Source organism: Streptomyces sp. NPDC048172 (assembly GCF_043202595.1).
Lineage (GTDB): Bacteria > Actinomycetota > Actinomycetes > Streptomycetales > Streptomycetaceae > Streptomyces.
Window position 1 is genome coordinate 557,134 of the sequence record NZ_JBIDAT010000002.1, and the last position, 22,219, is coordinate 579,352.

At 70.8% G+C, this 22,219-nt stretch carries 24 protein-coding genes and 3 tRNA genes; 8 read left to right on the forward strand and 19 right to left on the reverse strand.

What is annotated here, in order from left to right; translation table 11 throughout:
* Nucleotides 1-148: 148 nt before the first annotated feature.
* On the reverse strand, nt 149-592 hold the full coding sequence (locus tag ACGF3A_RS11080) for an SSI family serine proteinase inhibitor (RefSeq protein ID WP_393728162.1): 444 nt from the start codon (nt 590-592) through the stop codon (nt 149-151).
* 236 nt (nt 593-828) lie between these two features.
* Here ACGF3A_RS11080 and ACGF3A_RS11085 point away from each other — a divergent pair.
* The 4 genes from ACGF3A_RS11085 (at nt 829) to ACGF3A_RS11100 (ending at nt 1,769) form a co-directional block, all read left to right on the forward strand.
* Nucleotides 829-920 (forward strand) — tRNA-Ser (locus tag ACGF3A_RS11085).
* A 188-nt stretch (nt 921-1,108) separates the two neighbouring features.
* Nucleotides 1,109-1,181 (forward strand) — tRNA-Arg (locus tag ACGF3A_RS11090).
* A gap of 87 nt (nt 1,182-1,268) precedes the next feature.
* The gene (locus tag ACGF3A_RS11095; protein WP_393728164.1) at nt 1,269-1,481 is read left to right on the forward strand and encodes a hypothetical protein; all 213 of its coding nucleotides are present in this window, start codon (nt 1,269-1,271) and stop codon (nt 1,479-1,481) included.
* 57 nt (nt 1,482-1,538) lie between these two features.
* Nucleotides 1,539-1,769 (forward strand): hypothetical protein, encoded by a 231-nt coding sequence (locus tag ACGF3A_RS11100; protein WP_393728165.1) that lies wholly within the window; start codon nt 1,539-1,541, stop codon nt 1,767-1,769.
* Nucleotides 1,770-1,791: 22 nt separating this feature from the next.
* Here the strand turns inward: ACGF3A_RS11100 and ACGF3A_RS11105 are convergent, their stop codons facing one another.
* Entirely contained in the window at nt 1,792-2,475 is a 684-nt protein-coding gene (locus ACGF3A_RS11105; protein WP_393728167.1) for a DUF6082 family protein, read from the reverse strand.
* 388 nt (nt 2,476-2,863) lie between these two features.
* Here ACGF3A_RS11105 and ACGF3A_RS11110 point away from each other — a divergent pair, with 388 nt between their 5' ends.
* Nucleotides 2,864-3,736, forward strand: a complete 873-nt coding sequence (locus tag ACGF3A_RS11110; RefSeq protein ID WP_393728169.1) for a TetR/AcrR family transcriptional regulator — start codon at nt 2,864-2,866, stop codon at nt 3,734-3,736.
* Here the strand turns inward: ACGF3A_RS11110 and ACGF3A_RS11115 are convergent.
* From ACGF3A_RS11115 to ACGF3A_RS11125, 3 genes are all read right to left on the reverse strand, one after another.
* Nucleotides 3,681-4,526 (reverse strand): YceI family protein, encoded by an 846-nt coding sequence (locus ACGF3A_RS11115; RefSeq protein ID WP_393728171.1) that lies wholly within the window; start codon nt 4,524-4,526, stop codon nt 3,681-3,683. The two genes, ACGF3A_RS11110 and ACGF3A_RS11115, sit on opposite strands and share 56 nt — an antisense overlap.
* A 173-nt stretch (nt 4,527-4,699) precedes the next feature.
* Complete coding sequence (locus ACGF3A_RS11120; protein WP_393728173.1) at nt 4,700-7,348, reverse strand: MFS transporter; 2,649 nt, start codon at nt 7,346-7,348, stop codon at nt 4,700-4,702.
* 19 nt (nt 7,349-7,367) lie between these two features.
* Nucleotides 7,368-7,838 (reverse strand): MarR family winged helix-turn-helix transcriptional regulator, encoded by a 471-nt coding sequence (locus tag ACGF3A_RS11125; RefSeq protein WP_393728175.1) that lies wholly within the window; start codon nt 7,836-7,838, stop codon nt 7,368-7,370.
* A 222-nt stretch (nt 7,839-8,060) separates the two neighbouring features.
* Between ACGF3A_RS11125 and ACGF3A_RS11130 the strand changes: the two genes are divergently transcribed.
* The gene (locus tag ACGF3A_RS11130) at nt 8,061-8,273 is read left to right on the forward strand and encodes a hypothetical protein (RefSeq protein ID WP_393728177.1); all 213 of its coding nucleotides are present in this window, start codon (nt 8,061-8,063) and stop codon (nt 8,271-8,273) included.
* Nucleotides 8,274-8,295: 22 nt separating this feature from the next.
* Here ACGF3A_RS11130 and ACGF3A_RS11135 read toward each other — a convergent pair whose 3' ends face one another.
* The 9 genes from ACGF3A_RS11135 to ACGF3A_RS11175 form a co-directional block, all read right to left on the reverse strand.
* A complete protein-coding gene (locus ACGF3A_RS11135) occupies nt 8,296-9,042 on the reverse strand; it encodes a hypothetical protein (protein WP_393728179.1) in 747 nt (248 codons plus the stop codon).
* A gap of 71 nt (nt 9,043-9,113) precedes the next feature.
* Nucleotides 9,114-10,085 carry an RNA polymerase sigma factor SigF gene (locus tag ACGF3A_RS11140; protein WP_393728180.1) on the reverse strand — a complete coding sequence of 324 codons (972 nt, stop codon included), beginning with the start codon at nt 10,083-10,085 and terminating at the stop codon, nt 9,114-9,116.
* 198 nt (nt 10,086-10,283) lie between these two features.
* A complete protein-coding gene (locus tag ACGF3A_RS11145; RefSeq protein ID WP_393728182.1) occupies nt 10,284-11,105 on the reverse strand; it encodes an RNA polymerase sigma factor SigF in 822 nt (273 codons plus the stop codon).
* 220 nt (nt 11,106-11,325) lie between these two features.
* Complete coding sequence (locus tag ACGF3A_RS11150) at nt 11,326-11,490, reverse strand: hypothetical protein (protein ID WP_393728184.1); 165 nt, start codon at nt 11,488-11,490, stop codon at nt 11,326-11,328.
* A gap of 389 nt (nt 11,491-11,879) precedes the next feature.
* The gene (locus tag ACGF3A_RS11155; protein ID WP_393728186.1) at nt 11,880-12,821 is read right to left on the reverse strand and encodes an NADP-dependent oxidoreductase; all 942 of its coding nucleotides are present in this window, start codon (nt 12,819-12,821) and stop codon (nt 11,880-11,882) included.
* A 125-nt stretch (nt 12,822-12,946) separates the two neighbouring features.
* Nucleotides 12,947-13,031 (reverse strand) — tRNA-Ser (locus ACGF3A_RS11160).
* Nucleotides 13,032-13,041: 10 nt separating this feature from the next.
* Nucleotides 13,042-13,584: a nucleoside deaminase gene (locus ACGF3A_RS11165; RefSeq protein WP_393728188.1), complete on the reverse strand. Its 543-nt coding sequence runs from the start codon at nt 13,582-13,584 to the stop codon at nt 13,042-13,044.
* A 79-nt stretch (nt 13,585-13,663) separates the two neighbouring features.
* Entirely contained in the window at nt 13,664-14,209 is a 546-nt protein-coding gene (locus tag ACGF3A_RS11170) for a hypothetical protein (protein WP_393728190.1), read from the reverse strand.
* Between the two features lie 247 nt (nt 14,210-14,456).
* Nucleotides 14,457-14,666 carry a hypothetical protein gene (locus tag ACGF3A_RS11175; protein WP_393728192.1) on the reverse strand — a complete coding sequence of 70 codons (210 nt, stop codon included), beginning with the start codon at nt 14,664-14,666 and terminating at the stop codon, nt 14,457-14,459.
* 125 nt (nt 14,667-14,791) lie between these two features.
* Between ACGF3A_RS11175 and upp the strand changes: the two genes are divergently transcribed.
* Nucleotides 14,792-15,427 (forward strand): uracil phosphoribosyltransferase, encoded by a 636-nt coding sequence (gene upp / locus ACGF3A_RS11180; RefSeq protein WP_344523968.1) that lies wholly within the window; start codon nt 14,792-14,794, stop codon nt 15,425-15,427.
* A 13-nt stretch (nt 15,428-15,440) separates the two neighbouring features.
* Here the strand turns inward: upp and ACGF3A_RS11185 are convergent, their stop codons facing one another.
* From ACGF3A_RS11185 to ACGF3A_RS11195, 3 genes are all read right to left on the reverse strand, one after another.
* Nucleotides 15,441-16,097 carry a LytR C-terminal domain-containing protein gene (locus ACGF3A_RS11185; protein ID WP_393728194.1) on the reverse strand — a complete coding sequence of 219 codons (657 nt, stop codon included), beginning with the start codon at nt 16,095-16,097 and terminating at the stop codon, nt 15,441-15,443.
* Between the two features lie 102 nt (nt 16,098-16,199).
* Complete coding sequence (locus ACGF3A_RS11190) at nt 16,200-16,496, reverse strand: type II toxin-antitoxin system VapB family antitoxin (protein WP_003999914.1); 297 nt, start codon at nt 16,494-16,496, stop codon at nt 16,200-16,202.
* A gap of 196 nt (nt 16,497-16,692) precedes the next feature.
* Nucleotides 16,693-18,276, reverse strand: coding sequence for a M28 family metallopeptidase (locus ACGF3A_RS11195; RefSeq protein WP_393728196.1), 1,584 nt, complete (start codon nt 18,274-18,276; stop codon nt 16,693-16,695).
* 227 nt (nt 18,277-18,503) lie between these two features.
* Between ACGF3A_RS11195 and ACGF3A_RS11200 the strand changes: the two genes are divergently transcribed.
* Entirely contained in the window at nt 18,504-19,208 is a 705-nt protein-coding gene (locus tag ACGF3A_RS11200) for a DedA family protein (protein ID WP_393728198.1), read from the forward strand.
* A gap of 58 nt (nt 19,209-19,266) precedes the next feature.
* On the opposite strand, the gene ACGF3A_RS11205 is transcribed toward ACGF3A_RS11200, so the two are convergent.
* Nucleotides 19,267-20,475, reverse strand: a complete 1,209-nt coding sequence (locus ACGF3A_RS11205) for a cation:proton antiporter (RefSeq protein ID WP_393729090.1) — start codon at nt 20,473-20,475, stop codon at nt 19,267-19,269.
* 235 nt (nt 20,476-20,710) lie between these two features.
* A complete protein-coding gene (locus ACGF3A_RS11210; protein WP_393728200.1) occupies nt 20,711-22,219 on the reverse strand; it encodes a tripartite tricarboxylate transporter permease in 1,509 nt (502 codons plus the stop codon).

Below are 22,219 nucleotides of genomic sequence, written 5' to 3' on the forward strand. Positions count from 1 at the left end.
GACGAGTAGGTACGAGTACGAACGAGTGTGAACGAGTACGGATGAGTTCCGAAGGATAGGGACCGGGGCGGATCGGAGAGGGATCGGAGAGGGCTCGGAGGGGGACTGGAGGCGGACCGGCGAGGGCCGGAGCGGCTCTCTGGGACTTCTAGGACACCTTGGGGAGCGCGGGGACGAGCGCGTCCCAGCGCTCGATCTCGCAGCCGTTGCTCCGCTTGAACCGCGCGTCGACGGAACGGCCCTTCCAGACGCCCGTGACGTGGGCCGTCGCGGGTCCGCCGTAGATCATCGTGCACGGCTCGGACCGCGGCACCGGCGCGAAGGGGTCACGCCCTCCTCTGCCCGCCTCGTCGAGCGCCGCGCACGCGCGTTCCGGCTCGGGGTGGTCACCGCCCGTCGGCCGGCACCGCACCGTGTACGTACCGTCCGTCGTGTTCCCCCCGCTGTCCGTGACGGTGACGGTCAGCTCGTCGGCCCCGCCGCGCGCCAGCGCCGCCGGGGCGGACAGCGCCTCGGCCAGCATGCCGAGCGCGGCGAGCGCGGTGGCGGCGGTGAGGGTGGTGGTGCTCGCGAGATGACGGTGGCGGCGCATGGGCACTCCCGGTTCGGGCGTCAGTACGGAAGGGGAACGGACCGAGGGGCGTGCACCCCTCTCTCCCTCTCTTCCGACTAACGCCCATATGCGCGGTTCGTTGCGCCCTCGCGCCCTCCTGGAGAACGCCTTTGCCCAGCGGTCCCCGGACCGAGTACGGTAGGGGCCGATTGGAGACAGCCCGCGCGGCTGTGCCATCATCAGCACACACCTCGTGGTCATGCCCGAGTGTGTCTGGAGGCTTCGCCTAGTCTGGTCTATGGCGCCGCACTGCTAATGCGGTTTCGGGGTAACCCCCTGATCGAGGGTTCAAATCCCTCAGCCTCCGCAGCCTTGATCGCGACCCGCCGATCACCAGAGCCCCGACCCCGGTCGGGGCTCTCGCGTTTCCAGGCCCGTCGCTGGGGATCTGTGCAGGTCAGAAGGGGTATCCGAATCGGATTTCGCCTCGCGCCGCAGGTCATGTAATGTTGTTCTCGCAACGCGCCGCCCGGCCAGACAGGCCGGAAAGCACAAGCGCTCGTAGCTTAACGGATAGAGCATCTGACTACGGATCAGAAGGTTGCAGGTTCGAATCCTGCCGAGCGCGCACCAAGTGAGAGCCCCACTCCGGCTGACCGGAGTGGGGCTCTTTCGTGTTGTGCTGGAGGACGGGTGGGGTGGATACCGTCGGGGGATGAGGGACTTATCGTCCGAGAGCCCGGATCTGCTGGTGTGGGCCGTGTCCTGGTCGTGCGCCACCATCTGTCTCTGGCTCTGCGCCAGGGTGTTCCGGGAGCCGTTGGGCTGGTACGGCAGTGCCGTGCTCGGTGGGGTGCTGGTGGTGGTCTTCGAGATCGCTGAGCGTCAGAAGGAGCGGCGTCGTCGGCGCGGGGGTGGTGTCGCCTAGGATCCTCCTCCCGGCCTGGTTGGCGGGTTCGGGGTCAAGGAGGAGAGTCCCTCGTCTATGCGGGTTACACGTCGGCTGGACACGCCGAGTGGGAAGTGTCTGAACGAGCACAACTGCCCGGCGGTTTTCGCGCTCTCCTCGGGGGACGTCGCGTTCATCGGGCGGCGGGTGCCGGGTGAGGAGCGGGGCGCGTTGCCGGCGGGGGCCGGGGTGGGGGACGGGGAGGAGTTCGTGGTCGTTCCCCGGGAGGTGCTGATCAGCGCGGGGTGGACGCCGCCGGTGGGTTAGGGCCTGATCCGGACGACAGGCCTTAGGCGGTGAGTCCGTCGTCCGCCAGTCGTCGGGCGTAGGCGAGGTCGGCGAGGTCGTAGAACTTCCGCATGGGGCCGCCGTAGGGGGCGGTGCGACCGCGGGGGGTTCTGGTGGTTCCCCAGAACGACCGCAGGATCTCGTTGCCGAAGAGGTGGTGGAGGGAGGCTTCCACTTCGTCGTCGGTGGAATAGCCGAGCTGGTAGCACATGTAATGGTGCGAGACGACGAGGTTGCAGTACATGTACTGCTTGCTGCGTTCCGGGGAGACGTCGGGGCCGTAATCGGGCCAGCACCCCATGAGGAGCGGGTCGTTGATGGCCATTTCGAGGAGTTTCACGTGCTGGCCGCGGACCGCCGCCTCCGCCGAGCGCTGGACGGTCTTGTGCTGGTCCTGCGTGGTCTCCCGCTGCAGGCCGAGCTCCGAGACCTGAGCCTCCATCACCTGGCGGTGCAGATGGGCCTCCTCGCTCTGGTGCCGGAAGGTGCGGGCGAGGTAGACGAGGACGACGACGGACGTGGTGGCGGCCGCCGCTCCGTATGCCTGGCCCGCGTTCCCCATCGACGTCGACTGGATGGCGGGGAAGCTGGTGAGCGCCCAGGTGAGCGCGTACGACCCGAGGCAGGAGACGAGGGTCGTGACGACCAAGAGATAGGTCTCCCGCCTTCCGCTCGGTATCGCCATGATGTCCTCCGGCATATCGGGGTGCCTGCCACGATTCTGGGGCGGAGCCTCCCCCGGGGTATATGCCGGAAACGACGCGGCGGGAGCATGAGGCGGCGCACGAGGGTGCACGTATCGCGCACGCCTGTAAACGGAATTGGGCATTTTCTTTCGCATATTTCTGCGGTGCCCCAAATTCCCCGGAACTCAGGGGAACTGACGGCGACTTATGAGGTGCCGGAGAACTGCGGGAGTCCGGTGGTTACGCGTCCGTGCGCCCGCCCCGCGCCCCCTGTACGCAAGGGGCGTATGCGATTTGGCGCCCACAGCCGACAGGCGTCCGTATAGCGGGACACGGATTAGTATCGAAGGGGTAACGGGGCGGGATCCCTCGAAGGAGCGGGCGCGTATGACGCAGGGCAGCCGCACAGGTGACGGGCGCCGGACCAGCGTGTGGTGGGAGGAGCGGCCCGCGCCGCGGCGGCGGGCCGGCGGGAGCGTGGCGCAGCCCGAGGGGCTGGACCGCGAGCGGATCACGGCCACGGCGGTCCGGATGCTGGACGTGGACGGGCTCGCGCGGTTCTCGATGCGCCGCCTCGCCGCCGAGCTGGGCGTGACGGCCATGTCCGTGTACTGGTACGTGGACAGCAAGGACGAGCTCCTCGAACTCGCCCTGGACGCCGCCCAGGGCGAGTTGGAGGAGCCCGGTGGCGCTGGTGGCGCTGAGGGCGCTGAGGGCGCGGGGGACTGGCGGCCGTCGCTCCGCGCCGTGGCCCATGACCTGCGCGCGCTGCTGCGCCGCCACCCGTGGATCCCCGCCCTGCTGGGCCGGTGTCTCAACGTCGGCCCCCGCGCGATGACGTACGCGGCGGGCGTGCGCGGCCTGCTGCTGCGCGCCGGGGTCCCGGAGCGGCAGGCGGACGGGGCGCTCTCCGCGCTGTTCTCGTTCGTGTACGGGCACGGGGCCGTCGAGACGGGGTGGGACGACCGTTGCCGGAAGGCGGGGCTCAGCCCCGAGGAGTGCCGCCGCGCCCTGCGCGTACGGATGCGGGAGCGGCCTGAGTACGGCGAGTCCGCTTACGGCGAGTCCGTCCCGGTGGTGGGGCAGCGGGACGGACAGGACGCGCGCGAGCGGGAGTTCGCCGTCGCGCTGGACTGTGTGATCGAGGGCATCCGGGCGCTGACCATAGCGGCCGCACCGGCCGCACCGGCCGCACCGGCTGAGCTCAGCCGAACGGCAGTGACTCCCCCTGCACCGCCTGGATGTCCAGCTCGACCTTGAGCGTGGTGCCGATCGCGGCGATCCCCGCGGCGACGACCTGGTTGTAGTTCATCGCGAAGTCCGAGCGGCGCAGCTCGGCCGTCGCGCGGAACGAGGCGCGGACGCCGCCCCACGGGTCGGGCCCGGTGCCGAGGTAGCTGAGGTCGAGGCCGACCTCGCGGACGACGCCGTGCATCGCCAGCTCGCCGTTGACCGTCCAGCGGTCGGGCCCGGCGGGCACGATGCCGGTGCTGCGGTACGTCAGCTCCGGGTACGTCTCGGCGTTGAGGAAGTCGGCCGAGCGCAGGTGCTGGTCGCGCGTCTCGTTGCCGGTGTCGATGCTCGCGGCCCGTATGACCGCCTCGACGCGGGACTTCTCCGGGTCCTGCGCGATCTCCACGCGCCCGCCGAACTCCGTGAACCGGCCGTGCACGCTGGTCATCCCCAGGTGCTGGGCGCTCGCGGCGACCGTCGAGTGCATCGGGTCGATCGTCCACGCGCCCGGCGGCGGCAGCTCCACGCCGCCCTGCCGCGCCAGCACCAGCGTGCCGAGGTCGGCCCGGCCGGAGGCCGTGACCATCGCCGTGGAGGCCGCGGGGGCGTAGCCCACGGCGGTGGCGATGACCGTGTACGGGCCGGACGGCAGCGGCTCCCCGCTGCGTACGAGTCCCTCGTCGTCGGCCTCGGCGCGCAGCACCTGCGTCCCCGTCATGTCCGTGACGGTCAGCACGGCGTGCTGCACCGCCCATCCGTCCCGGGTACGCACCCGTGCGCGTACGCCCGCTCCCGAGGCTGGTCCTGCGGCTGACATCCCTCTTCGCTCCTCAATCGCTCGCATACGGGGCCCCGGCCGCCGTGCCGGCGGGCCGTCCCCTGCCCGCCTCACGGCAGCGGCTGCCGGGGCCCTTCCCCACCCCGGGCCGGACGCCGCGCGCTCCGCTCGATCCGCGCGCCGTCCGGGCCCGGGGGGTCTGGTCGGACGGGTTACTCGTCCGGGTGGTGCAGCTCGATGTCGTACGCGTCCACTCCGGGACCCGTGACGTGCAGGGCGTTGGCCATGGGCGGGTAGCCGCTCGCGATGACCGAGTAGTCGCCCGCGTCCAGGTCGGTGAAGGCGTACGCGCCGTCCTCACCGGTGGTGGACGTGGCGAGCACGTTGCCCGCGGCGTCGACGAGCGTGACCCGGGCGTCGGCCAGCGGCCTGCGGTCGGCACCGGCGCGCACGACGCCCGACACCCGGGCGCCCGCGGCGAGTTCGACGTCCAGGCGGGTGATGCCCTGGCCCTGCACGTCGACCGGGATCGCCGTGGGGCGGAAGCCCGTGGCGTTGACGGCGACCGTGAAGGTGCCGGTGACCAGCTCGTCGAAGCGGAACTCGCCCTGCTCGCCGGTGAGCCCGGTGGCCAGGACCTCGCCGCGCACATCGGTGACGACGACCATCGCGCCCTGGACGGCGCCGCCGTCGACCGCGCTGCGGACCTGGCCCGCGAGGCCGCTGGTGCCGGAGAGCAGCAGGTCGTGGCTGAGCGGCTCCTCGCCGACGACGACCGTCGAGGCCTGCGGCTGGTGGCCGTCGGCGGCGGCGATCAGCACGTACGAGCCCGCGCCGGGCGCGTCGAGTCCGTACGAGCCGTCCTCACGGGTGACGGAGCGGCCCAACTGGCGCCCGCTGAGCGAGATCAGCGTGACGGCGGCGCGCGGGACGCCGACGCCCTCCGCGTTACGGACGGTGCCGTGGATGCCGGAGCCCGACGGGGCGGCCGGGGCGGCCGGAGCCACCGGGGCGGCGGCCGGGGCGGCGTACTCGCGGAGCTGCCGCGTCTGCGCCTCCTGGCCGGTGCCGTTCGACGGGGACGCGCCCACCGCCACCGGCTGCGGCGCGGTCCGCTCGACGGCGGGGACCTCGTCGACCGAGGCCGAGGCCGGGACCGCAGCCGGGACCGGAGCCGGGGCGTCGCCCTGCTTGCCCTGCTCGATGCCGGACTGGGTCTTCAGCGGGACCTCCTTGATGAACAGCACGCAGATCAGCGCGACGAACGCGATCGGTGCCGCGTAGAGGTAGATGTCGCCGATGCCGTGCCCGTACGAGCTCTCCACGACGGTCCTGACCGGCGCGGGCAGCTTGTCGAGGTCGGGCAGGGCGCTGCCGCCGCCGCCCGTCGCGCCGCCGCCCGGCTTCACGCCGATCTTGGTGAAGCCGTCCTCCATGTAGTGGGTGATCCGGTTGGAGAGCACGGCGCCGAGCGCCGAGACGCCGACCGCGCCGCCCAGGGAACGGAAGAAGTTGACGGTGGAGCTGGCGGCGCCCAGGTCCTGCGGGGCCACCTGGTTCTGGGTGGCGAGGACGAGGTTCTGCATCATCATGCCGACGCCCAGGCCGAGCAGGGCCATGAAGATCGCCATGTGCCAGTACTCGGTGTCGTACCGCAGCGTGCCCAGCAGGGCCATGCCCGCGGTCATCAGCACACCGCCGGAGATGAGCCATGCCTTCCACTTGCCCGTACGGCTGATGACCTGGCCGGAGACGGTGGTGGAGACGAAGAGGCCCGCGATCATCGGGATGGTCATGACGCCGGCCATCGTCGGCGACTTGCCGCGCGCGAGCTGGAAGTACTGGCTCAGGAAGACGGTCGCGCCGAACATCGCGATGCCGACGAAGAGCGAGCCGACCGAGGCCAGCGTGATGGTGCGGTTGCGGAACAGCCGCAGCGGAATGATCGGCTCCTTGGCCTTCGACTCGACGAGCACGAAGATCAGGGCGAGCACGATCGCGCCCGCGACCATGGTGTACGTCTGCCAGGACAGCCAGTCGTACTTGTCACCCGCGAAGGTGACCCAGATCAGCAGCAGCGAGGCGGCCGCGGCGATGAAGAAGGCGCCGAGCCAGTCCACCTTGACGCCCTGGCGCTTCACGACGGGCAGGTGGAGGGTCTTCTGGAGGACGATCAGTGCGATGACGGCGAACGGGACGCCGACGTAGAAGCACCAGCGCCAGCCGAGCCAGCTCGTGTCGGTGATCACGCCGCCGAGCAGCGGACCGCCGACGGTGGCGACGGCGAAGGTGGCGCCGAGGTAGCCGCTGTACCGCCCGCGCTCGCGCGGGGAGATCATCGCGGCCATGCAGATCTGGGCCAGGGCGGAGAGACCGCCCATGCCTATGCCCTGGGCCACGCGGAAGCTGATGAGCGTGCCGGGGTTCTGCGAGAGTCCGGCGCCCGCGGAGGCGAGCACGAAGAGGATCAGCGCGGTCTGGACCAGCACCTTCTTGCTGACCAGGTCGGCCATCTTGCCCCAGAGCGGGGTGGAGGCCGTCATGGCCAGCAGCGAGGCGGTGACGACCCAGGTGTAGCTGCTCTGGCTGCCGTTCAGATCGGAGATGATCTTCGGCAGGGCCGTGGAGACGATCGTCGACGACAGGATGGCGACGAACATCCCGAGCAGCAGCCCGGAGAGCGCCTCCATGATCTGCCGGTGGGTCATCGGTGCCGCGTCGCCGGAGCCCGGGGGCGACGACGGGGAGGCCGCGGAGGCCGGGGCCGGAGCTGAGGCGGAGTGCGCGTGGCCGTGTGCCGCGTGCCTCGCTCCGCCCCCGGCCCCGTGTGCTCCCTGCGCCTGGGGACGGGTGGTTGCCATTCGGCGTCCTTCTTACTCGTTACGGTGCGGTCGTTGTGGTCTCGTGGTGGGGGCCGCGTGCGCGGCAGTCCCCGAAGCTCGTGCGGAGCCGCCCCAACAGCGCGTTGAGCTGGGCGACGTCAGTGTCGCTCCAGTCGCTCAGGTGCCGCTCCAGCGCCAGGGCCGTGCGCTCGGACAGGTCGTCGAGCAGGCGGTCGCCCGCCTCGCTGATCCGCAGCAGCCGGACCCGGCCGTCCTGCGGATCGGGATGACGTTCGATCCAGCCGCGCTCCGCCACGTGGGCCACGTGGCGGCTCATGACAGACATGTCGATGGCCATCAGTTCGGCCAGGCCGCTCGTCCGCATCTCCCCGTGCCTGCTCAGCAGCATCAGAACGGCCGCTGAAGCGGGGGGACAGTCCTGCGGAAGCTCGCGCGCCATTCCGCGCTTCACGGCACCGATGGCGCTGATCTGCCGGGCCAGCTCCTCGTACTGACTGCGTTCGGCCATCTGTACCCCATGAACTTGTTGCTTAGGGCAACCATAGAGTCGGTTAGTTGCTGCACGCAAGTTGATTTCGGGCATGCGAGGCAAACAATCAACAAAGGAACCGTGTGCGGATCACCAAGGGAGGGGCAAGGGACGGCCCACTCGCGCACGGCGCCGTGCACGGTCCGGAAGCCCTGAGCCCGGGCTGTCTCGCGCGCGTACGGTTCGCTAGTGTCCTGCCCCATGGCTCACAACCCGCAGGCTCCGCAGGGTCCCGACGGTCACCAGGACCCGGCAGGCAGCACCCAGATGTTCCGCGCCTTCGTCGACGAGGGCGGCCCGCAGCAGCGCACGGCGGCGGTCCAGCCGCAGTCCGGTCCGCGGATCGGCTTGATCGTCGGCATCGTCGCCGCCGTCGTGGTCCTCGCCGCGGTGGGATGGCTGGCCTTCGCGTAAGGCGCCCGTACGCGCGTGGGGGCTAGCGCCAGCCGCTGACCTTCACGTCCCGCGTCTCGACGTGCATGCCGAGCGGCACGCGCCACGCGTCGAGGCAGACGGTCCAGGTCTTCTCCTTCTTCTTCCCCGGTGCGATCGGTACGGGCAGTTTCCGGGTGCTCTCCCGGGTGGCCCAGTCGGTGCCCAGCGCGTCGATCACGTGTGTCCCGAAGGTGACGGTGCCGGAGTCCACGGGGCGCCCTCCGGCGTTCCGGAACGTCACGGTCACCTTCTCGCACCACCGGTCCTCGCCCTTCGCCCGCTCGGGCTTGCCCGTCTTGAGGGCGGCGGGCCCGGGATCGGCGGAGCCGGGGCCCTGGGAGCCTGGGGGCTTTCCGGAGTCGTCGGGTCCGCCCGGTTCCGCGGGGTGCTCCGTGCCGGATGAGGGGCGTCGGGGCGCTTCGCTGGAGGCTCCGCTGGACGCCTCCGGCTCACTCGCCTTCTTCTCCCCCTTCTCCCCGCTTTTCTCGCTTCCTCGTTTCCGGGTGCTGTCCGGGGTGCCGGACGCGCGTTCGCCGCGGCTCTGTCCGGGGAGCGGTACGAGGGAGACCTCGCCCTTCGGGCGTTCGGCCTCCGTGGAGTGCTCCGAGCCTGCCGCCGAGCCGACCGCCACGTATCCGTCGTCCTGGCCCGCGCCGCAGGCCGTCAGCGCGGGGCCGCCGAGACAGACCAGAGCCGCCGAGGCGGTTATCAGGCCGCCCCGGCGGCTCGTCGTATGAGTCCGTCGCATGCGCGCAGTGTTGCTGACGCTACGTCAGATGTGAAGCGTATCCCCCGCAATCAATCCCGCCTCCTCCGCGGCTAGTCCTCGGCGATCAGACCCTCGCGGAGCTGGGCCAGGGTGCGGGTCAGCAGCCGGGAGACGTGCATCTGGGAGATGCCGACCTCCTCGCCGATCTGCGACTGCGTCATGTTCGCGAAGAAGCGCAGCATGATGATCTGGCGCTCCCGCGGCGGGAGTTTGGCCAGCAGCGGCTTGAGCGACTCGCGGTACTCGACGCCCTCCAGCGCCGTGTCCTCGTACCCCAGCCGGTCGGCCAGCGAGCCCTCGCCGCCGTCGTCCTCCATGGAGGGGGAGTCGAGCGACGACGCCGTGTACGCGTTCCCCACCGCGAGGCCGTCGACCACGTCCTCCTCCGACACCCCTAGGCAGGTGGCGAGTTCGGTCACGGTCGGGGAGCGGTCGAGCGTCTGGGACAGCTCGTCGCTCGCCTTGGTGAGCGCGAGGCGCAGCTCCTGGAGGCGGCGCGGCACGCGCACCGACCAGGACGTGTCCCGGAAGAACCGCTTGATCTCGCCGACGACGGTCGGCATCGCGAACGTCGGGAACTCCACGCCCCGTTCGCAGTCGAAGCGGTCGATCGCCTTGATCAGGCCGATGGTGCCGACCTGGACGATGTCCTCCATCGGCTCGTTCCTGCTGCGGAAACGGGCCGCCGCGTACCGCACCAGGGGCAGGTTCAGCTCGATGAGCGTGTCCCTGACGTACGTACGCTCCGCGCTGGGCGCGCCCGAGCCGCCCTCGGCCGCCGCCGCCTTGTCGAGCGCCGCGAGGCGCAGGAAGAGCGAGCGGGAGAGCGTGCGGGTGTCGATCGCGTCGGTGGAGGACGACATCGCGGACGGTGCGGGGACGTCGGCACCGGCCAGTTCGGGGGTGCCTGGGGTCTCCGCGAGGTCGTGCGGCGCGGTCACGGGTGCCGGAGGGCCTGGCGGGGGTCCTCCCGCCGTCGTGTTCTCGGTGAGCACCTTTGAGCTGCCCAGTTCTACGGACATGCCACCCCCTTGAGGTCGCGGACGGGTCGCTGCGGCGCCCTCGGACGAGGGAAGCACCCTCCCCTGCCTACCGGAAGCGCCGCCGCGGCAAACGCAGCTCTTGCAGAATGTCACAAGTAGGCAACGCGACGTAGCCTCATGTCGATAAAACTGCACAGATGAGGGCTGTGGGACCGGGGCGAGGGTCGCCCGATCCGGTTAGGCGTCGATTCGATTTGCGGCTCTCAGCCGGGCGAAGCTGCGCGAGAGCAGGCGCGACACATGCATCTGCGAGACCCCGAGCTCGGCGCTGATCTGGGACTGCGTCAGATTCCGGTAGTACCGGAGGAGAAGGATCCGCTGCTCCCGCTCCGGCAGCTGTACGAGCAGGTGCCGGACCAGATCGCGGTGCTCGACCCCGTCCAGTTCGGGGTCCTCGTAGCCGAGACGGTCCAGCAGGCCCGGCATCCCGTCCTCGCGCTCCTGGGCGGCCTCCAACGACGTGGCGCGGTACGCCCGTCCGGCCTCCACGCAGGCCAGGACCTCCTCCTCGGTGATGCTCAGCCGTGCGGCGATCTCGGCCGTGGTGGGCGAGCGCCCGTGCAGGGTCGTCAGGTCCTCGGTCGCGCCGCTGACCTGCACCCACATCTCGTGCAGCCGCCGGGGGACGTGCACGGTGCGGACGTTGTCCCGGAAGTACCGCCGGATCTCGCCGACGATCGTGGGCATCGCGAACGTCGGGAACTGCACTCCCCGGCCGGAGTCGAAGCGGTCGATGGCGTTGATCAGGCCGATCGTGCCGACCTGGACGACGTCCTCCATCGGTTCGTTCCTGCTGCGGAAGCGCGCCGCGACATAGCGCACCAGTGGCAGGTTCGCCTCGATCAGCGCGCAGCGCACCCGCTCGTGCTCGGCCGTCCCCGGCTGGAGGCCGGTCAACTGCTCGAAGAGTGACTGGGTCAACGCGCGGGTCCGTGCCGCCCGCTCCCGCTGGGCTTCGGCTGGGGAAGGCGGAGCCTCGGTGGTTCCTGTCCCGTCCACTCAGCCACCACCCCTTTACGGTTCGGTCATTCATCCGCCAAAAGCGGTCATAGCATCACAAGACATGTGCACCATGCGCAAGCACCCGATAACTCCGTGTTGCTTGCCAGTTGGGGTGAGGAGGGGTGAAGAGGGGTGAAGACCAGCGAAAACGCCGCGAAGGGCAAGAAAAAGCCCCCCGTGCCGCGAACGGCCGAGGGGGTGGAGCGGAACCGAAGGTTCAGCTGATCAGCTCGGTCATGAAGGTGCCGACGCCCTGCGCGGCGTCCGATATGCCCTCGAAGCCGATCTGGACGAGGTCGGCCGCCCGGGCCGGTGACGTGATGATCGTGTAGAGCACGAAGACGAGAGCCCCGTAGGTCAGGATCTTCTTCGCGTTACCCATCGTCCTGCCTCTCCCCCCGGACGCGGTCCATGCGGCCCCTGTTCCCCGTACGTACATCTGTGCAGTTGTGTGAGTGTAGCGGCCGTGCGCGGTCCGCGAGACAGGCTTCAGGGACCAAAGACCCGGCAAACAAGGTCCTTTGCCTGGCCCGCCCGGCGCGGGCGCCCGGAAGGATGGGGTGCAGGGCCCAGGCAGGATCTGGCAGGAATCCGCCGGCCCGGGACGTGACCCGCACTGCGGGGTCCGGCTGCACGCGGCTTCCCCCTGTGCGCGGAGCCGGACCTGGGCCGCGTCCACGGTGGGGGAAGCGGCTTGTCCCCCCGTAGCCGCTTCCCCTGCCCCTGCGTCTGCCCCTGCGTCTGCCCTGCCCCTGCGCTCCGTACTGCCTGTCAGAGCGTGATGACGGTCTTCCCGCGGGCCCCGCCGGACCGGTTCCTGGCGACCGCGTCCGGGGCCTCGTCCAGCGGCACCCGCGCCTCGACCGGCACGATCAGAGCCCCGCTGTCGATCTCCCGGGCCAGCGCGTCCAGCAGCTCCGCCGAGGCGTCGAGCGAGAAGTTGATCCCCTCGACCCCGGCCGCGTACAGCGCCTCGGGGTCGGCCGCGAACCGTGTGCTGACGGCCACGCCCCCGTTCCGTACGAGCCGCGCGTGCGCCGCGAACTCCTCCGGGCCCGAGGCCAGGTCCACCAGCGCGTCCACGCCGCCGGGGTACTCGTCCCGCACCCGCTCCGTCAGCGGGTGCTCCCTGCTGTTGACGGTGAGGGCCGCGCCGAAGGTGCCCATGCGGCGCTGGTCGTTCCCGTGCGTCGCCGCGACGACCCGCAGGCCGTGCGCCGCGGCCAACTGGGTGAGGAACGTCCCCACGCCCCCGGCGGCGCCCACGACGAGCACGCTCTCGTACTCCCGCAGCGCCGCGGCGCCCACGATCCCGCGCGCCGTCATGCCCGCCGTCGGTACGCCCGCCGAGACGTCGTGCGGCACGGACGAGGGCGACGGCGCGATCGCCCCGTCGTCGGGCACGACCACGTACTCCGCGTACGTCCCGCCCCGGCCGGGGTCCACCACCTGCCCGTACACCGGGTCCCCGATCCGGAAGCGGCGCGCGTCGGGCCCGGTGTCCTCGACGTACCCCGCGAAGTCGACGCCCATCGTCATGGGGAACGTGTACGCCCGCGTGCCCTTCAGCATGCCGTCGGCGATCCGCCAGTCCAGCGGGTTGAGGCCCGCGGCCTCGACCCGCACCAGCACCTCGTTGCCGACGGGCTCGGGCCGCACCACGTCCGTCACCTCGGGCCCGGCCCCCAGCTCCTTCACCGCCACAGCACGCATGGCCCGCTCCTCGCTCCCCCCTGGGAACAGTCGGCCCTCTCAACGTACGCCAGGGCAGGTGACCCAGCACGCGAAGAAGGCCCGGACCCCGTCAGGGATCCGGACCTTCTCCGTGCTGCTCAGAGCGGTAGCGGTGGGATTTGAACCCACGGTGACTTGCGCCACACTCGCTTTCGAGGCGAGCTCCTTCGGCCGCTCGGACACGCTACCGAGAGGAACTCTAGCCCAAGGGGGGCCGTGAGCCGAAATCCGATTCGGGGGACGGGGGGCGGGTGCGGAAGAAGTCGGTGAGGAGGCGGGCGCAGTCGTCGGCGAGGACGGCGTTCACGACCTCGGGGCGATGGTTCAGGCGGCGGTCGCGGAGGAGGTCCCAGAGGGAGCCCGCGGCGCCGCCCTTGGGGTCGAGGGCGCCGTAGACGACGCGGTCGACGCGGGCGAGGACGCTCGCGCCCGCGCACATCGCGCAGGGCTCCAGGGTGACGACGAGGGTGCAGCCGCGCAGCCGCCAGTCGCCGGTGCCGCGGGCGCGCGCGGCGGCGCGCAGGGCGAGGAGTTCGGCGTGGGCCGTGGGATCCCCGTCGGCCTCGCGGGTGTTGTGGGCGCGGGCCAGCGTCGTACCGTCCGGGCCGAGCACCACCGCGCCGACCGGGACGTCCCCGGTCTCGCGGGCCTCGGCCGCCTCCGCGAGGGCCTGGCGCATCGCGGGCAGCCAGGGGTCGCGTACGGGGTCGGGCTCTTCCCGGGGTCCGGTCGATGCGGTCATGGGGACAGTGTCGCCCGGAGGCCCGTCGCGGCGGGAAGGGGCGTCCCCTCCCGCCGCGTGCCGCTTCGGCGGCGGTCCGTCAGCGCACCGCCTCCAGTACGTCCGTGCAGCCCAGCGCGTCGGCGATCTCGCTCAGGGCGTCCTCCGATGTGAGGGAGAGGAGGGATTTCTCCTCCAGGCCGAGGTCGGTCAGGAGGCTCGCGTCGCCGAGGGGGCCGAGAGGGGCCGCCTCCGAATCTCCCGCCTCGCCCCCTTCTTCCTCGTCGTCCGGTCCGGGTTCCGGCTCTCCCTCTTCCGTCCCGTCGAGGTCGACGAGCTGGTCGAGTGCTGCCGGGTCCTCCGGTTCGCGGCCCAGCAGCTCGTCGGAGAGCAGTATCTCGCCGTACGAGCTGCGCATGGCCGCCGCCGCGTCGGAGACGAAGACACGGGGATCGTCCTCGCCGTCCACGCGGACGACGCCGAACCAGGCGCCCTCCTGCTCGATGCAGACCAGCACTGTCTCGTCGTCGGTCGCGGCCTCCCGGGCCAGTTCGGCCAGGTCGGCCAGGGTCTCCACATCATCCAGCTCCGTGTCGCTCGCTTCCCACCCGTCTTCGGTGCGCGCGAGCAGTGCGGCGAAATACACCGTGACTCTCCCACTGATTCAAGATGTGCCCGAGTGCTGACGAGGACCGTGCCCCCGCCCCATCGGAATCGTGGCAGAAACCCGCGCCGCGCGAAGGGTCTTCGACAGTGCGTCGTGCCGGTGTTTGTGCAGATCCGGCGCCGCGGCGACGCACCGTCATCCCTCGCGACTCAGAGATACCTCGCTGCGCGTGAGCTGGTTGAGGATTGGACCACTTCGGCGGAATCCCCGGAGTGCCGCTCCGGGTTCACCAGCGGAACGAGCGCATGCGCAGCGCCTGCTGCCGCATGCGGGCGACGCGGGTGCGGCGCGGCTGGACGCGTTCGCGCAGCTCCCGAGCCTCGTTCAGCTCTCGGAGAAAACGCGCCCTGCGGCGGAGCCGCTCGGCGTCGGCGGCCCGGCGTCGGGCCGCCTGGACCGACTCCCGGGAGTCCGTGGGCTCTTGCGGTTCTGGCATATGCACACCTCCGGCGTACCTGCCTACTTTCCCTCTCCCCGCGGGCGTACGCCAGTGCGGACCGCCGAGCACGCGCGCGGGTCCCGCTCGGGTCCCGCGCGCCACCCCTCCGATACTGTCGGACCATGCGGACCCACGTCGTCGACCACCCGCTGGTGGCGCACAAACTGACCACCCTGCGCGACGCGCGCACCGACTCCCCCACCTTCCGGCGCCTCGCCGACGAGCTGGTGACCCTCCTCGCCTACGAGGCGACGCGGGACGTGCGCGTGGAGGAGGTCGGGATCCGGACGCCGGTGACCGAGACCACCGGCGTGCAGCTCTCGCGCCCGCGCCCCCTGGTCGTGCCGATCATCCGGGCCGGACTCGGCATGCTGGAGGGGATGGTGCGGCTGCTCCCCACGGCGGAGGTCGGCTTCCTCGGCATGATCCGTGACGAGGAGACGCTCCAGGCGTCGACGTACGCGAACCGGATGCCCGACGACCTGTCGGGCCGCCAGGTCTACGTGCTGGACCCGATGCTCGCGACGGGCGGCACGCTGGTCGCCGCGATCCGCGAGCTGATCGAGCGCGGCGCCGACGACGTGACGGCGCTCTGCCTGCTCGCGGCGCCCGAGGGCGTCGAGGTCATGGAGCGGGAGCTGGCGGGCACGCCGGTCACCGTCGTGACGGCCTCGGTCGACGAGCGGCTCAACGAGCAGGGCTTCATCGTCCCGGGCCTCGGCGACGCGGGGGACCGGATGTACGGGACCGCCGGGTGACCCACCGGCAGCTCTAGCAGCGAGTCGCGCTGGGGCTCGGGGAGGGCTTGCTGAGCTTGGCCAGGGTCTTGGTGGCCGCGCCCTCCTTGACCAGCTTCTTGAACTTCTCGCCGATCACCAGGTCGACGTCCCCGCCCTTGCGCGCCTTGTCGTGCCGGATGTCGGCGCCGTCGAGCTGGGTGCCGAGCACCTTGAGGCCGGCCGCGGTGTCCGTGCCGGGGGCGCCGATGAGGACGCCGGTCTTCTTGACCTTCTTGTCGAGGGCCTTCGGCGCGTTCCCCACCTTGCCGATCTTGAAGCCGCGCTTCTTGAGCGCGTCGGCCGTGGTCTTGGCCAGGCCCGCGCGGGACGTCGCGTTGAGCACGTTGACCTTGACGGAGCCGGGCGAGGGGAGCGGTTCCGCCTGCTTCGCGGCGCGGGACGCCGAGGCGGACGCGCTCGCGCAGTCCGTCGTACGGGCGCTCCCGTCGGAGGCGCTCGCGGCCTTGTCGCCGCCGGAGAAGATGTCGATGAGCTGGAGCGTCCCCCACCCGATCACGGCGAGGGCCACGACCGCGGCGACGGACGACGCGATGACCTTTCCCCGCCCCCGCGACCTGCGCATACGCGGGTAACGGTCACCCTTGATGCGGTACTTTCCGCCCATGCCGGGGGGAGTGAGCATGCTCATGTGCGCAGCGTAATGCGCAGAGTGCACACTGCCTATTGAACGATCAGCGAATGGTCGCAGCGCCAACCCGATCGGGCCAACCCCGGCAGGGGGGTACGGGCGTCAGTCCAGCTCCAGGACGCGGGCGTGGAGCACCTGGCGCTGCTGGAGTGCCGCCCGGACGGCGCGGTGCAGGCCGTCCTCCAGATAGAGGTCACCCTGCCACTTCACGACGTGCGCGAAGAGGTCGCCGTAGAAGGTCGAGTCCTCCGCGAGGAGGGTTTCCAGGTCGAGCTGGCCCTTGGTGGTGACGAGCTGGTCAAGGCGCACCGGGCGTGGGGCAACATCCGCCCACTGGCGGGTGCTCTCCCGGCCGTGGTCGGGGTACGGCCGCCCGTTTCCGATTCGCTTGAAGATCACACGGAAAGCCTACCGGGCTTGCGGTACCGGGCGCAGCCTTGTGTCACTGGTGCAATCCCGGCTTTTCGGAGCGAAGAAGGGCAGGCGGCGCGGGATTCGCTCGAAGGGGGTCGCAAGGGTGGGGAGTTGTGCACAGGCTGTGCACAACTCCCCGGGCCTTCAGCGAGGACTCAGTGAGAACTCACTGAGCGCTCGCTCACCTGACGAGCAGGCCGCCCCGGTACGCGGCGGAACTGTCCTTGCCGGAGGCCGACTTCGCCTTCCCGGAGCTCCGCGCGGCCCCGTTGACGCCGCTGGTGTCCCACGCGTAGTGGCCGACGGCGTTCGCGATCACCTTGACGTTGGCGTCGAGCGCCTTGGTGCTGATGTTCTTCAGGGTGTCGCACGCCTGGTGGTAGCAGGAGTCGTACGCGGTGCCCGCCGTGCCGCCCCAGAGCTTGCGCTGCTCCTCCGTCTTGATCCCCTCGGCGCCGGTGAAGGTGCCGCCCGCGGGGATGCCGTTGGCGATGAACGCGCCGTAGTCGGAGCGGCCGTCGAAGTCCGTGCCGCGGGTCTCCAGACCGCGCTTGCCGAGGAAGTCGACGATGTCCTTCTCCAGTTGGGCCGAGCCCTCGGGGCCCGGGCCCGAGCCGGTGCCGTCCGAGTCGTCGCCGTCGTACGCGAACAGGCCGAAGTTCGGGCTCGCGATCATGTCGAAGTTGAGATAGAGGGCGATCTTCTCTCGTTCGGCGGGCGGCAGTTGCGCGACGTAGTGCTCGGAGCCGACCAGGCCCAGCTCCTCGGCGCTCCACAGCGCGAAGCGCACCTTGTTGGCGTGCTTGCCCTTGTGGTCGGCCTTGGCGAGCTGGAGCGCCGTCTCCAGGATTCCGGCCGAGCCGGAGCCGTTGTCGTTGATCCCCGGCCCCTCGGAGACGGAGTCGAGGTGGGCGCCGAGCATGACGACATTGTCCGGGTCGCCGCCCCGGGTCTCCGCGAGGACGTTCGGCGTGGTGCGCTGCTCCTGGCGCTCGCGCACCTCCAGGTTGACGGTGACGCCGCCCTTGGCGACGAGCGCCGAGAGCGCGTCGCCGTCCGCCTTGCTGACCCCGCCGGTGGGGATGCGGGCCGCGGCCGGGTCGCCGATGGTGCCGTTGAGCGGGCCGTCGACGTTGTTGTAGATCACCGCGCCGACCGCCCCCGCGTCGGCGGCCGTGGCCTGCTTCTGCGCGAACGTGCAGCCGCCCCGCTGGATCAGCGCGATCTTGCCGGTGAAGGCGCCGGACGCGTAGTCGCCCGCCTCGCAGCCGGTCGTGCCGTCGGCGTCCACGGGCACCTCCGCCACGGGCGCCTCGATACCCCCGACGGGTGTCGACTTCGTGTACGTCATCAGCGTGATGGGCACGTCACGCTGTTCGGGGGTGAGGACGTTGAGCTTCTCGGCCAGGGTCTCGCGGAACGTGAACTCGAAGTTCTGGTACGTGACCTTGTACCCGGCCGCCTTCAGCAGGGCGCCCGCGTACTTCGCCGAGCGCTCGTGGCCCTTGAACCCGGCGGCACGGTCGCCGCCGCTGGCGTCGGAGATGGCCTGGAGCGCCTTCAGGTGCTTCATGGCGCCCTTGGCGTCGGTGCGCTGGACGAGCTTCCTGGCCAGCTTGTCGCCCTCCTTGCCGGGGTCGCCGCCGGCCGCGGAGGCGGGGCCGCCGTTGGCGGCCGAGAGGAGGAGGGGCGCGGCGAGCGCGGTGGCCGCGAGCGCGGCCAGCGCCTTCGCGCGCCGGGGTCTCTTGCGGAGCGTGACGTTCACAGACCTGGTCCTTCCGTACGAGGGACGGTGCCGCAGTGCTGTGCCGTTCGGCGGGAACGTAGCGGGCCACGGGGGGCGCGCGGAACGCCTGATTTACGGATTGCCACGGGTGCCGATGACTGCTTACGGCCCGTGGTTGGCCGGTGGGGAACGGTGAGGTCGGGGGCCGCGTTGGTAGCGTGTAACCTCCGACTCCGCTCTCCCGTGCCCCTGATCAGGAGCCCTCCGTGACCCAACTCGCACTCGGACCAAGCTGGCTGGATCCTGATTACCTGATCCAGACGTTCGGCGTGGTCGGGATCCTGGCGATCGTCTTCGCGGAGTCGGGCCTGCTCATCGGCTTCTTCCTGCCGGGCGACTCGCTGCTGTTCACGACGGGCCTGCTGATCGTCACCGACCAGTATCTGCACCTCCCGCTGTGGCTGATGTGCGTGATGATCGTCGCCGCGGCGATCCTGGGCGACCAGGTCGGCTATCTCTTCGGCAAGAAGGTCGGGCCCTCGCTCTTCAAGCGGCCCGACTCACGCCTGTTCAAGCAGGAGAACGTGGAGAAGGCCCACGAGTTCTTCGAGAAGTACGGCCCGAAGGCGCTGGTCCTGGCGCGCTTCGTGCCGATCGTGCGGACGTTCACGCCGATCATCGCCGGTGTCTCCGGGATGCGCTACCGCTCGTTCGTGCTCTTCAACATCATCGGCGGCACGCTCTGGGGCGCGGGCGTCACGCTGCTGGGCGCCGCGCTGGGCCAGATCGACTTCGTGCACGAGAACATCGAGGCGATGCTCGTCGGCATCGTCCTGCTCTCCGTCCTGCCGATCGTGATCGAGTTCCTGCGGGCCCGGAAGAAGGGTGCCCCTGCGGAGGCCGCCGCTCCTTCTCCGGCCGGTGAGGTTCCGCCCCGCCGTGGCGGCGGCGGCAAGCACGCGCGTCGCTGACTTGCCGCCGTTCCGCCGTTCCGCCGTCCCGGCGGTGGGGGCCGGGGAGGGGCTGCCCCTAGCGCTGCGTCGCGGACTCCGGCTGTTCCGTGGTTTCCCGCGCAGTTCCCCGCGCCCCTGACGGGGCACTCGTCTCGCCCGGGAGGAAGCGGGCCAGCCAGTGGCTGCGGCCTGCCACCAGGGGGGCGACGACGGCGAGGATCAGGACGTAGCTCGCGATGAACGGGGAGAGGCGGGCGTCGAGTCCCGCGACCGCGGCCATCGTCGCGAGGATGAGCGCGAACTCGCCGCGGGCCAGCAGCGTGGTCGCCACGTTGGCCGCCTGGTCGGGGCCGAAGGAGTAGATCTTCGCGGCGCAGAGGCCCGCCAGGATGTTCATGGCGATCGTGACGGCGACCGCGATGAGGACGGGGACGATGACCGTCGGCAGGTCGCCGGGGTCGATCGAGAGGCCGAAGGCGAAGAAGAAGATCGCACCGAAGGCGTCCCGCAGCGGGTGGACCAGCTCGCGGATGCGCTCGCCGGACGAGGTGTTGCCCAGCATCAGGCCGACCATGAAGGCGCCGATCGCGTCCGCGACGCCGAACTCCTCCGCGATGCCCGCGACCAGCACGGCCGCGCCGAGGAAGGAGATGACCAGCAGCTCGTTGTCCTTGGTGGCGAAGAGCCTGCCGATGATCTTCGTACCGAAACGGGCGATCAGGGCCAGCGCCAGCAGGAAGCCGAACGCCTTGCCGATCTGGAAGACGGCGCTGCCGATGTCCTCGGCGCCCGCCAGCACGGGCTGGAGCGCGGCGAGGTAGAGCGCCAGGAAGATGTCCTCGACGACGATGATGCCGAGGATGGGCTTGGTCTCCGGGTTCCCGATCCGGTTCAGGTCGACGAGCGTCTTGGTGACGATCGCCGAGGACGAGATCCCGAGGACGCCCGCGAGGACCAGGGCCTCGGAGGTGCCCCAGCCGAGGGCGAAGCCGAAGGCCAGGCCCGCGCCGACGTTCAGCGCGAGGTAGAGGCCGCCCGCTGTCGCCATCTTCCGGCCGCCGGTCTTGAGGTCGTCCATGTGGAACTCAAGGCCGAGGTAGAAGAGCAGCAGCACGAGCCCGAGCGCGGAGAGCATCTCCAGGTCGTGCGGGTCGTGGAGCAGGACGAAGCCGGGCGTGTTCGGGCCGAGGAGGATCCCGGCCAGGATGAACAGGGGGATCGTCGGCAGGCCGATGCGGCTGCCGAGCCGGGCGAGGACGGCGGCGGCGACGAAGGCGCCGCCCATGGCGAGCAGGGTGTCTGCGTGCCCCATGATCACCCGCCTCGCAGGACGGATATGGGCGCGCGGGCAGGCGTCAGCAAGTGGATAGCTCCTCCGGCAAGGTCAAGGGATCGTCAAGAAGGCGTTAATAGTTACTTTACCAAATCATTTACGAAGCCTCTGACCTGCGAAAACGCGACCGTGCCCCGTCGCGCGGGGGGCTCGCGACGGGGCACGGGGTCCGGGAGGGACCGAGAGGTCAGGTCTCGCGCGAACTCCCGCGCGTGACCGTGCTCTTGAGTCCCTTCTTGAGCCAGGGCCAGAGGAGAAGCAGCGCGATCACCGCGTAGACCGTGATCGAGAACGGGGTGTTGACGAGTCCCGTGACGCTGCCGTCGCTGATCTGGAGGGCCCGGCGGAGCTGCTGCTCGGCGGCCGGGCCGAGGATCACGCCGATGATCGCGGGCAGCACGGGCAGCCCGTACCGCCGCATCATCAGGCCGATGAGGCCGATGATCAGCAGGATGACCAGGTCGATCGCCTCGCCGCCCACCGCGTACGCGCCGACCGCGGCGAAGAAGAGGATCCCCGCGTAGAGGTACGGGCGCGGGATGCGCAGCAGCTTCGCCCAGACCGGGGCCAGGGGAAGGTTCAGCACCAGCAGCATCACCATGCCCACGAAGAGGGAGGCGATCAGGCCCCACACCAGCTCCGGCTCGCGCTCGAAGAGCAGGGGGCCCGGCTGGATGCCGTACTGCTGGAAGGCGGCGAGCATGACCGCCGCGACGGCCGTGGTCGGGAGGCCGAGCGTGAGCATCGAGACCAGCGTCCCGGCGGCGGAGGCCGAGGCCGCCGACTCGGGCCCTGCCACGCCCTCGATCGCGCCCTTGCCGAACTCCTTCTTGTGGCGCGAGAGCCGCTTCTCCGTGATGTACGAGAGGAACGTGGGGATCTCCGCGCCGCCCGCCGGGATCGCGCCGAACGGGAAGCCGATCGCGGGCCCGCGCAGCCACGGCTTCCAGGTGCGGCGCAGCTCGTCGCGGCCCAGCCAGGGGCGGCCGACGGGGATCGCCCTGTCCTGCTCCCGGCGCAGATGCGCGGCCACCCACAGCGCCTCGCCGATCGCGAAGAGGCCGACGGCGACGATCACGACGTCGATGCCGTCCGAGAGCTGCAGGCTGCCGAACGTCAGCCGCTGCTGCCCCGTCATCTGGTCGAGCCCGACGAGGCCGAGGGTGAGGCCGATGAGGAGCGAGGCGAAGCCGCGGACGCGGGACGAGCCGAGGACCGAGGTGACGGCGACGAAGGCCAGCACCATGATCGCGAAGTAGTCCGGCGCTCCGATGTCCACGGCCAGCTCCGCGACCGTGGGGGCGAGGGCGACGAGCAGGACCGTGCCGATGATGCCGCCCGCGAAGTGGCCGATGGCGGCGGCGGCGAGGGCCTGCGAGCCCCGTCCGGCCTTGGCCATCGGATTGCCCTCGATCGCGGCGATCACGGCGGCGCTCTCGCCCGGGGTGTTGAGCAGGATCGAGGTCGTCGAGCCGCCGAACATCCCGCCGTAGTAGATCCCCGCGAACATGATGAACGCGGCCGTCGGATCGAGCCCGTACGTGACCGGGAGCAGCAGCGCCACGGCCATCGCGGGGCCGATGCCGGGCAGGACGCCGATGGCGGTGCCGAGCAGCACGCCGAGCGCGGCCCACAGCAGATTGAGCGGGGTCAGCGCCGTGCCGAAGCCGTCGAGGAGGTTGTTCAGGGAGTCCAT

What these genes read in the sequence shown, in the direction of transcription:
- ACGF3A_RS11080 (WP_393728162.1), bottom strand. Translation starts at nt 592, where the DNA reads ATGCGCCGCCACCGTCATCTCGCGAGCACCACCACCCTCACCGCCGCC.
- ACGF3A_RS11095 (WP_393728164.1), top strand. Translation starts at nt 1,269, where the DNA reads ATGAGGGACTTATCGTCCGAGAGCCCGGATCTGCTGGTGTGGGCCGTG.
- ACGF3A_RS11100 (WP_393728165.1), top strand. Translation starts at nt 1,539, where the DNA reads ATGCGGGTTACACGTCGGCTGGACACGCCGAGTGGGAAGTGTCTGAAC.
- ACGF3A_RS11105 (WP_393728167.1), bottom strand. Translation starts at nt 2,475, where the DNA reads ATGGCGATACCGAGCGGAAGGCGGGAGACCTATCTCTTGGTCGTCACG.
- ACGF3A_RS11110 (WP_393728169.1), top strand. Translation starts at nt 2,864, where the DNA reads ATGACGCAGGGCAGCCGCACAGGTGACGGGCGCCGGACCAGCGTGTGG.
- ACGF3A_RS11115 (WP_393728171.1), bottom strand. Translation starts at nt 4,526, where the DNA reads ATGTCAGCCGCAGGACCAGCCTCGGGAGCGGGCGTACGCGCACGGGTG.
- ACGF3A_RS11120 (WP_393728173.1), bottom strand. Translation starts at nt 7,348, where the DNA reads ATGGCAACCACCCGTCCCCAGGCGCAGGGAGCACACGGGGCCGGGGGC.
- ACGF3A_RS11125 (WP_393728175.1), bottom strand. Translation starts at nt 7,838, where the DNA reads ATGGCCGAACGCAGTCAGTACGAGGAGCTGGCCCGGCAGATCAGCGCC.
- ACGF3A_RS11130 (WP_393728177.1), top strand. Translation starts at nt 8,061, where the DNA reads ATGGCTCACAACCCGCAGGCTCCGCAGGGTCCCGACGGTCACCAGGAC.
- ACGF3A_RS11135 (WP_393728179.1), bottom strand. Translation starts at nt 9,042, where the DNA reads ATGCGACGGACTCATACGACGAGCCGCCGGGGCGGCCTGATAACCGCC.
- ACGF3A_RS11140 (WP_393728180.1), bottom strand. Translation starts at nt 10,085, where the DNA reads ATGTCCGTAGAACTGGGCAGCTCAAAGGTGCTCACCGAGAACACGACG.
- ACGF3A_RS11150 (WP_393728184.1), bottom strand. Translation starts at nt 11,490, where the DNA reads ATGGGTAACGCGAAGAAGATCCTGACCTACGGGGCTCTCGTCTTCGTG.
- ACGF3A_RS11155 (WP_393728186.1), bottom strand. Translation starts at nt 12,821, where the DNA reads ATGCGTGCTGTGGCGGTGAAGGAGCTGGGGGCCGGGCCCGAGGTGACG.
- ACGF3A_RS11165 (WP_393728188.1), bottom strand. Translation starts at nt 13,584, where the DNA reads ATGACCGCATCGACCGGACCCCGGGAAGAGCCCGACCCCGTACGCGAC.
- ACGF3A_RS11175 (WP_393728192.1), bottom strand. Translation starts at nt 14,666, where the DNA reads ATGCCAGAACCGCAAGAGCCCACGGACTCCCGGGAGTCGGTCCAGGCG.
- upp (WP_344523968.1), top strand. Translation starts at nt 14,792, where the DNA reads ATGCGGACCCACGTCGTCGACCACCCGCTGGTGGCGCACAAACTGACC.
- ACGF3A_RS11185 (WP_393728194.1), bottom strand. Translation starts at nt 16,097, where the DNA reads ATGAGCATGCTCACTCCCCCCGGCATGGGCGGAAAGTACCGCATCAAG.
- ACGF3A_RS11205 (WP_393729090.1), bottom strand. Translation starts at nt 20,475, where the DNA reads ATGGGCGGCGCCTTCGTCGCCGCCGCCGTCCTCGCCCGGCTCGGCAGC.
- ACGF3A_RS11210 (WP_393728200.1), bottom strand. Translation starts at nt 22,219, where the DNA reads ATGGACTCCCTGAACAACCTCCTCGACGGCTTCGGCACGGCGCTGACC.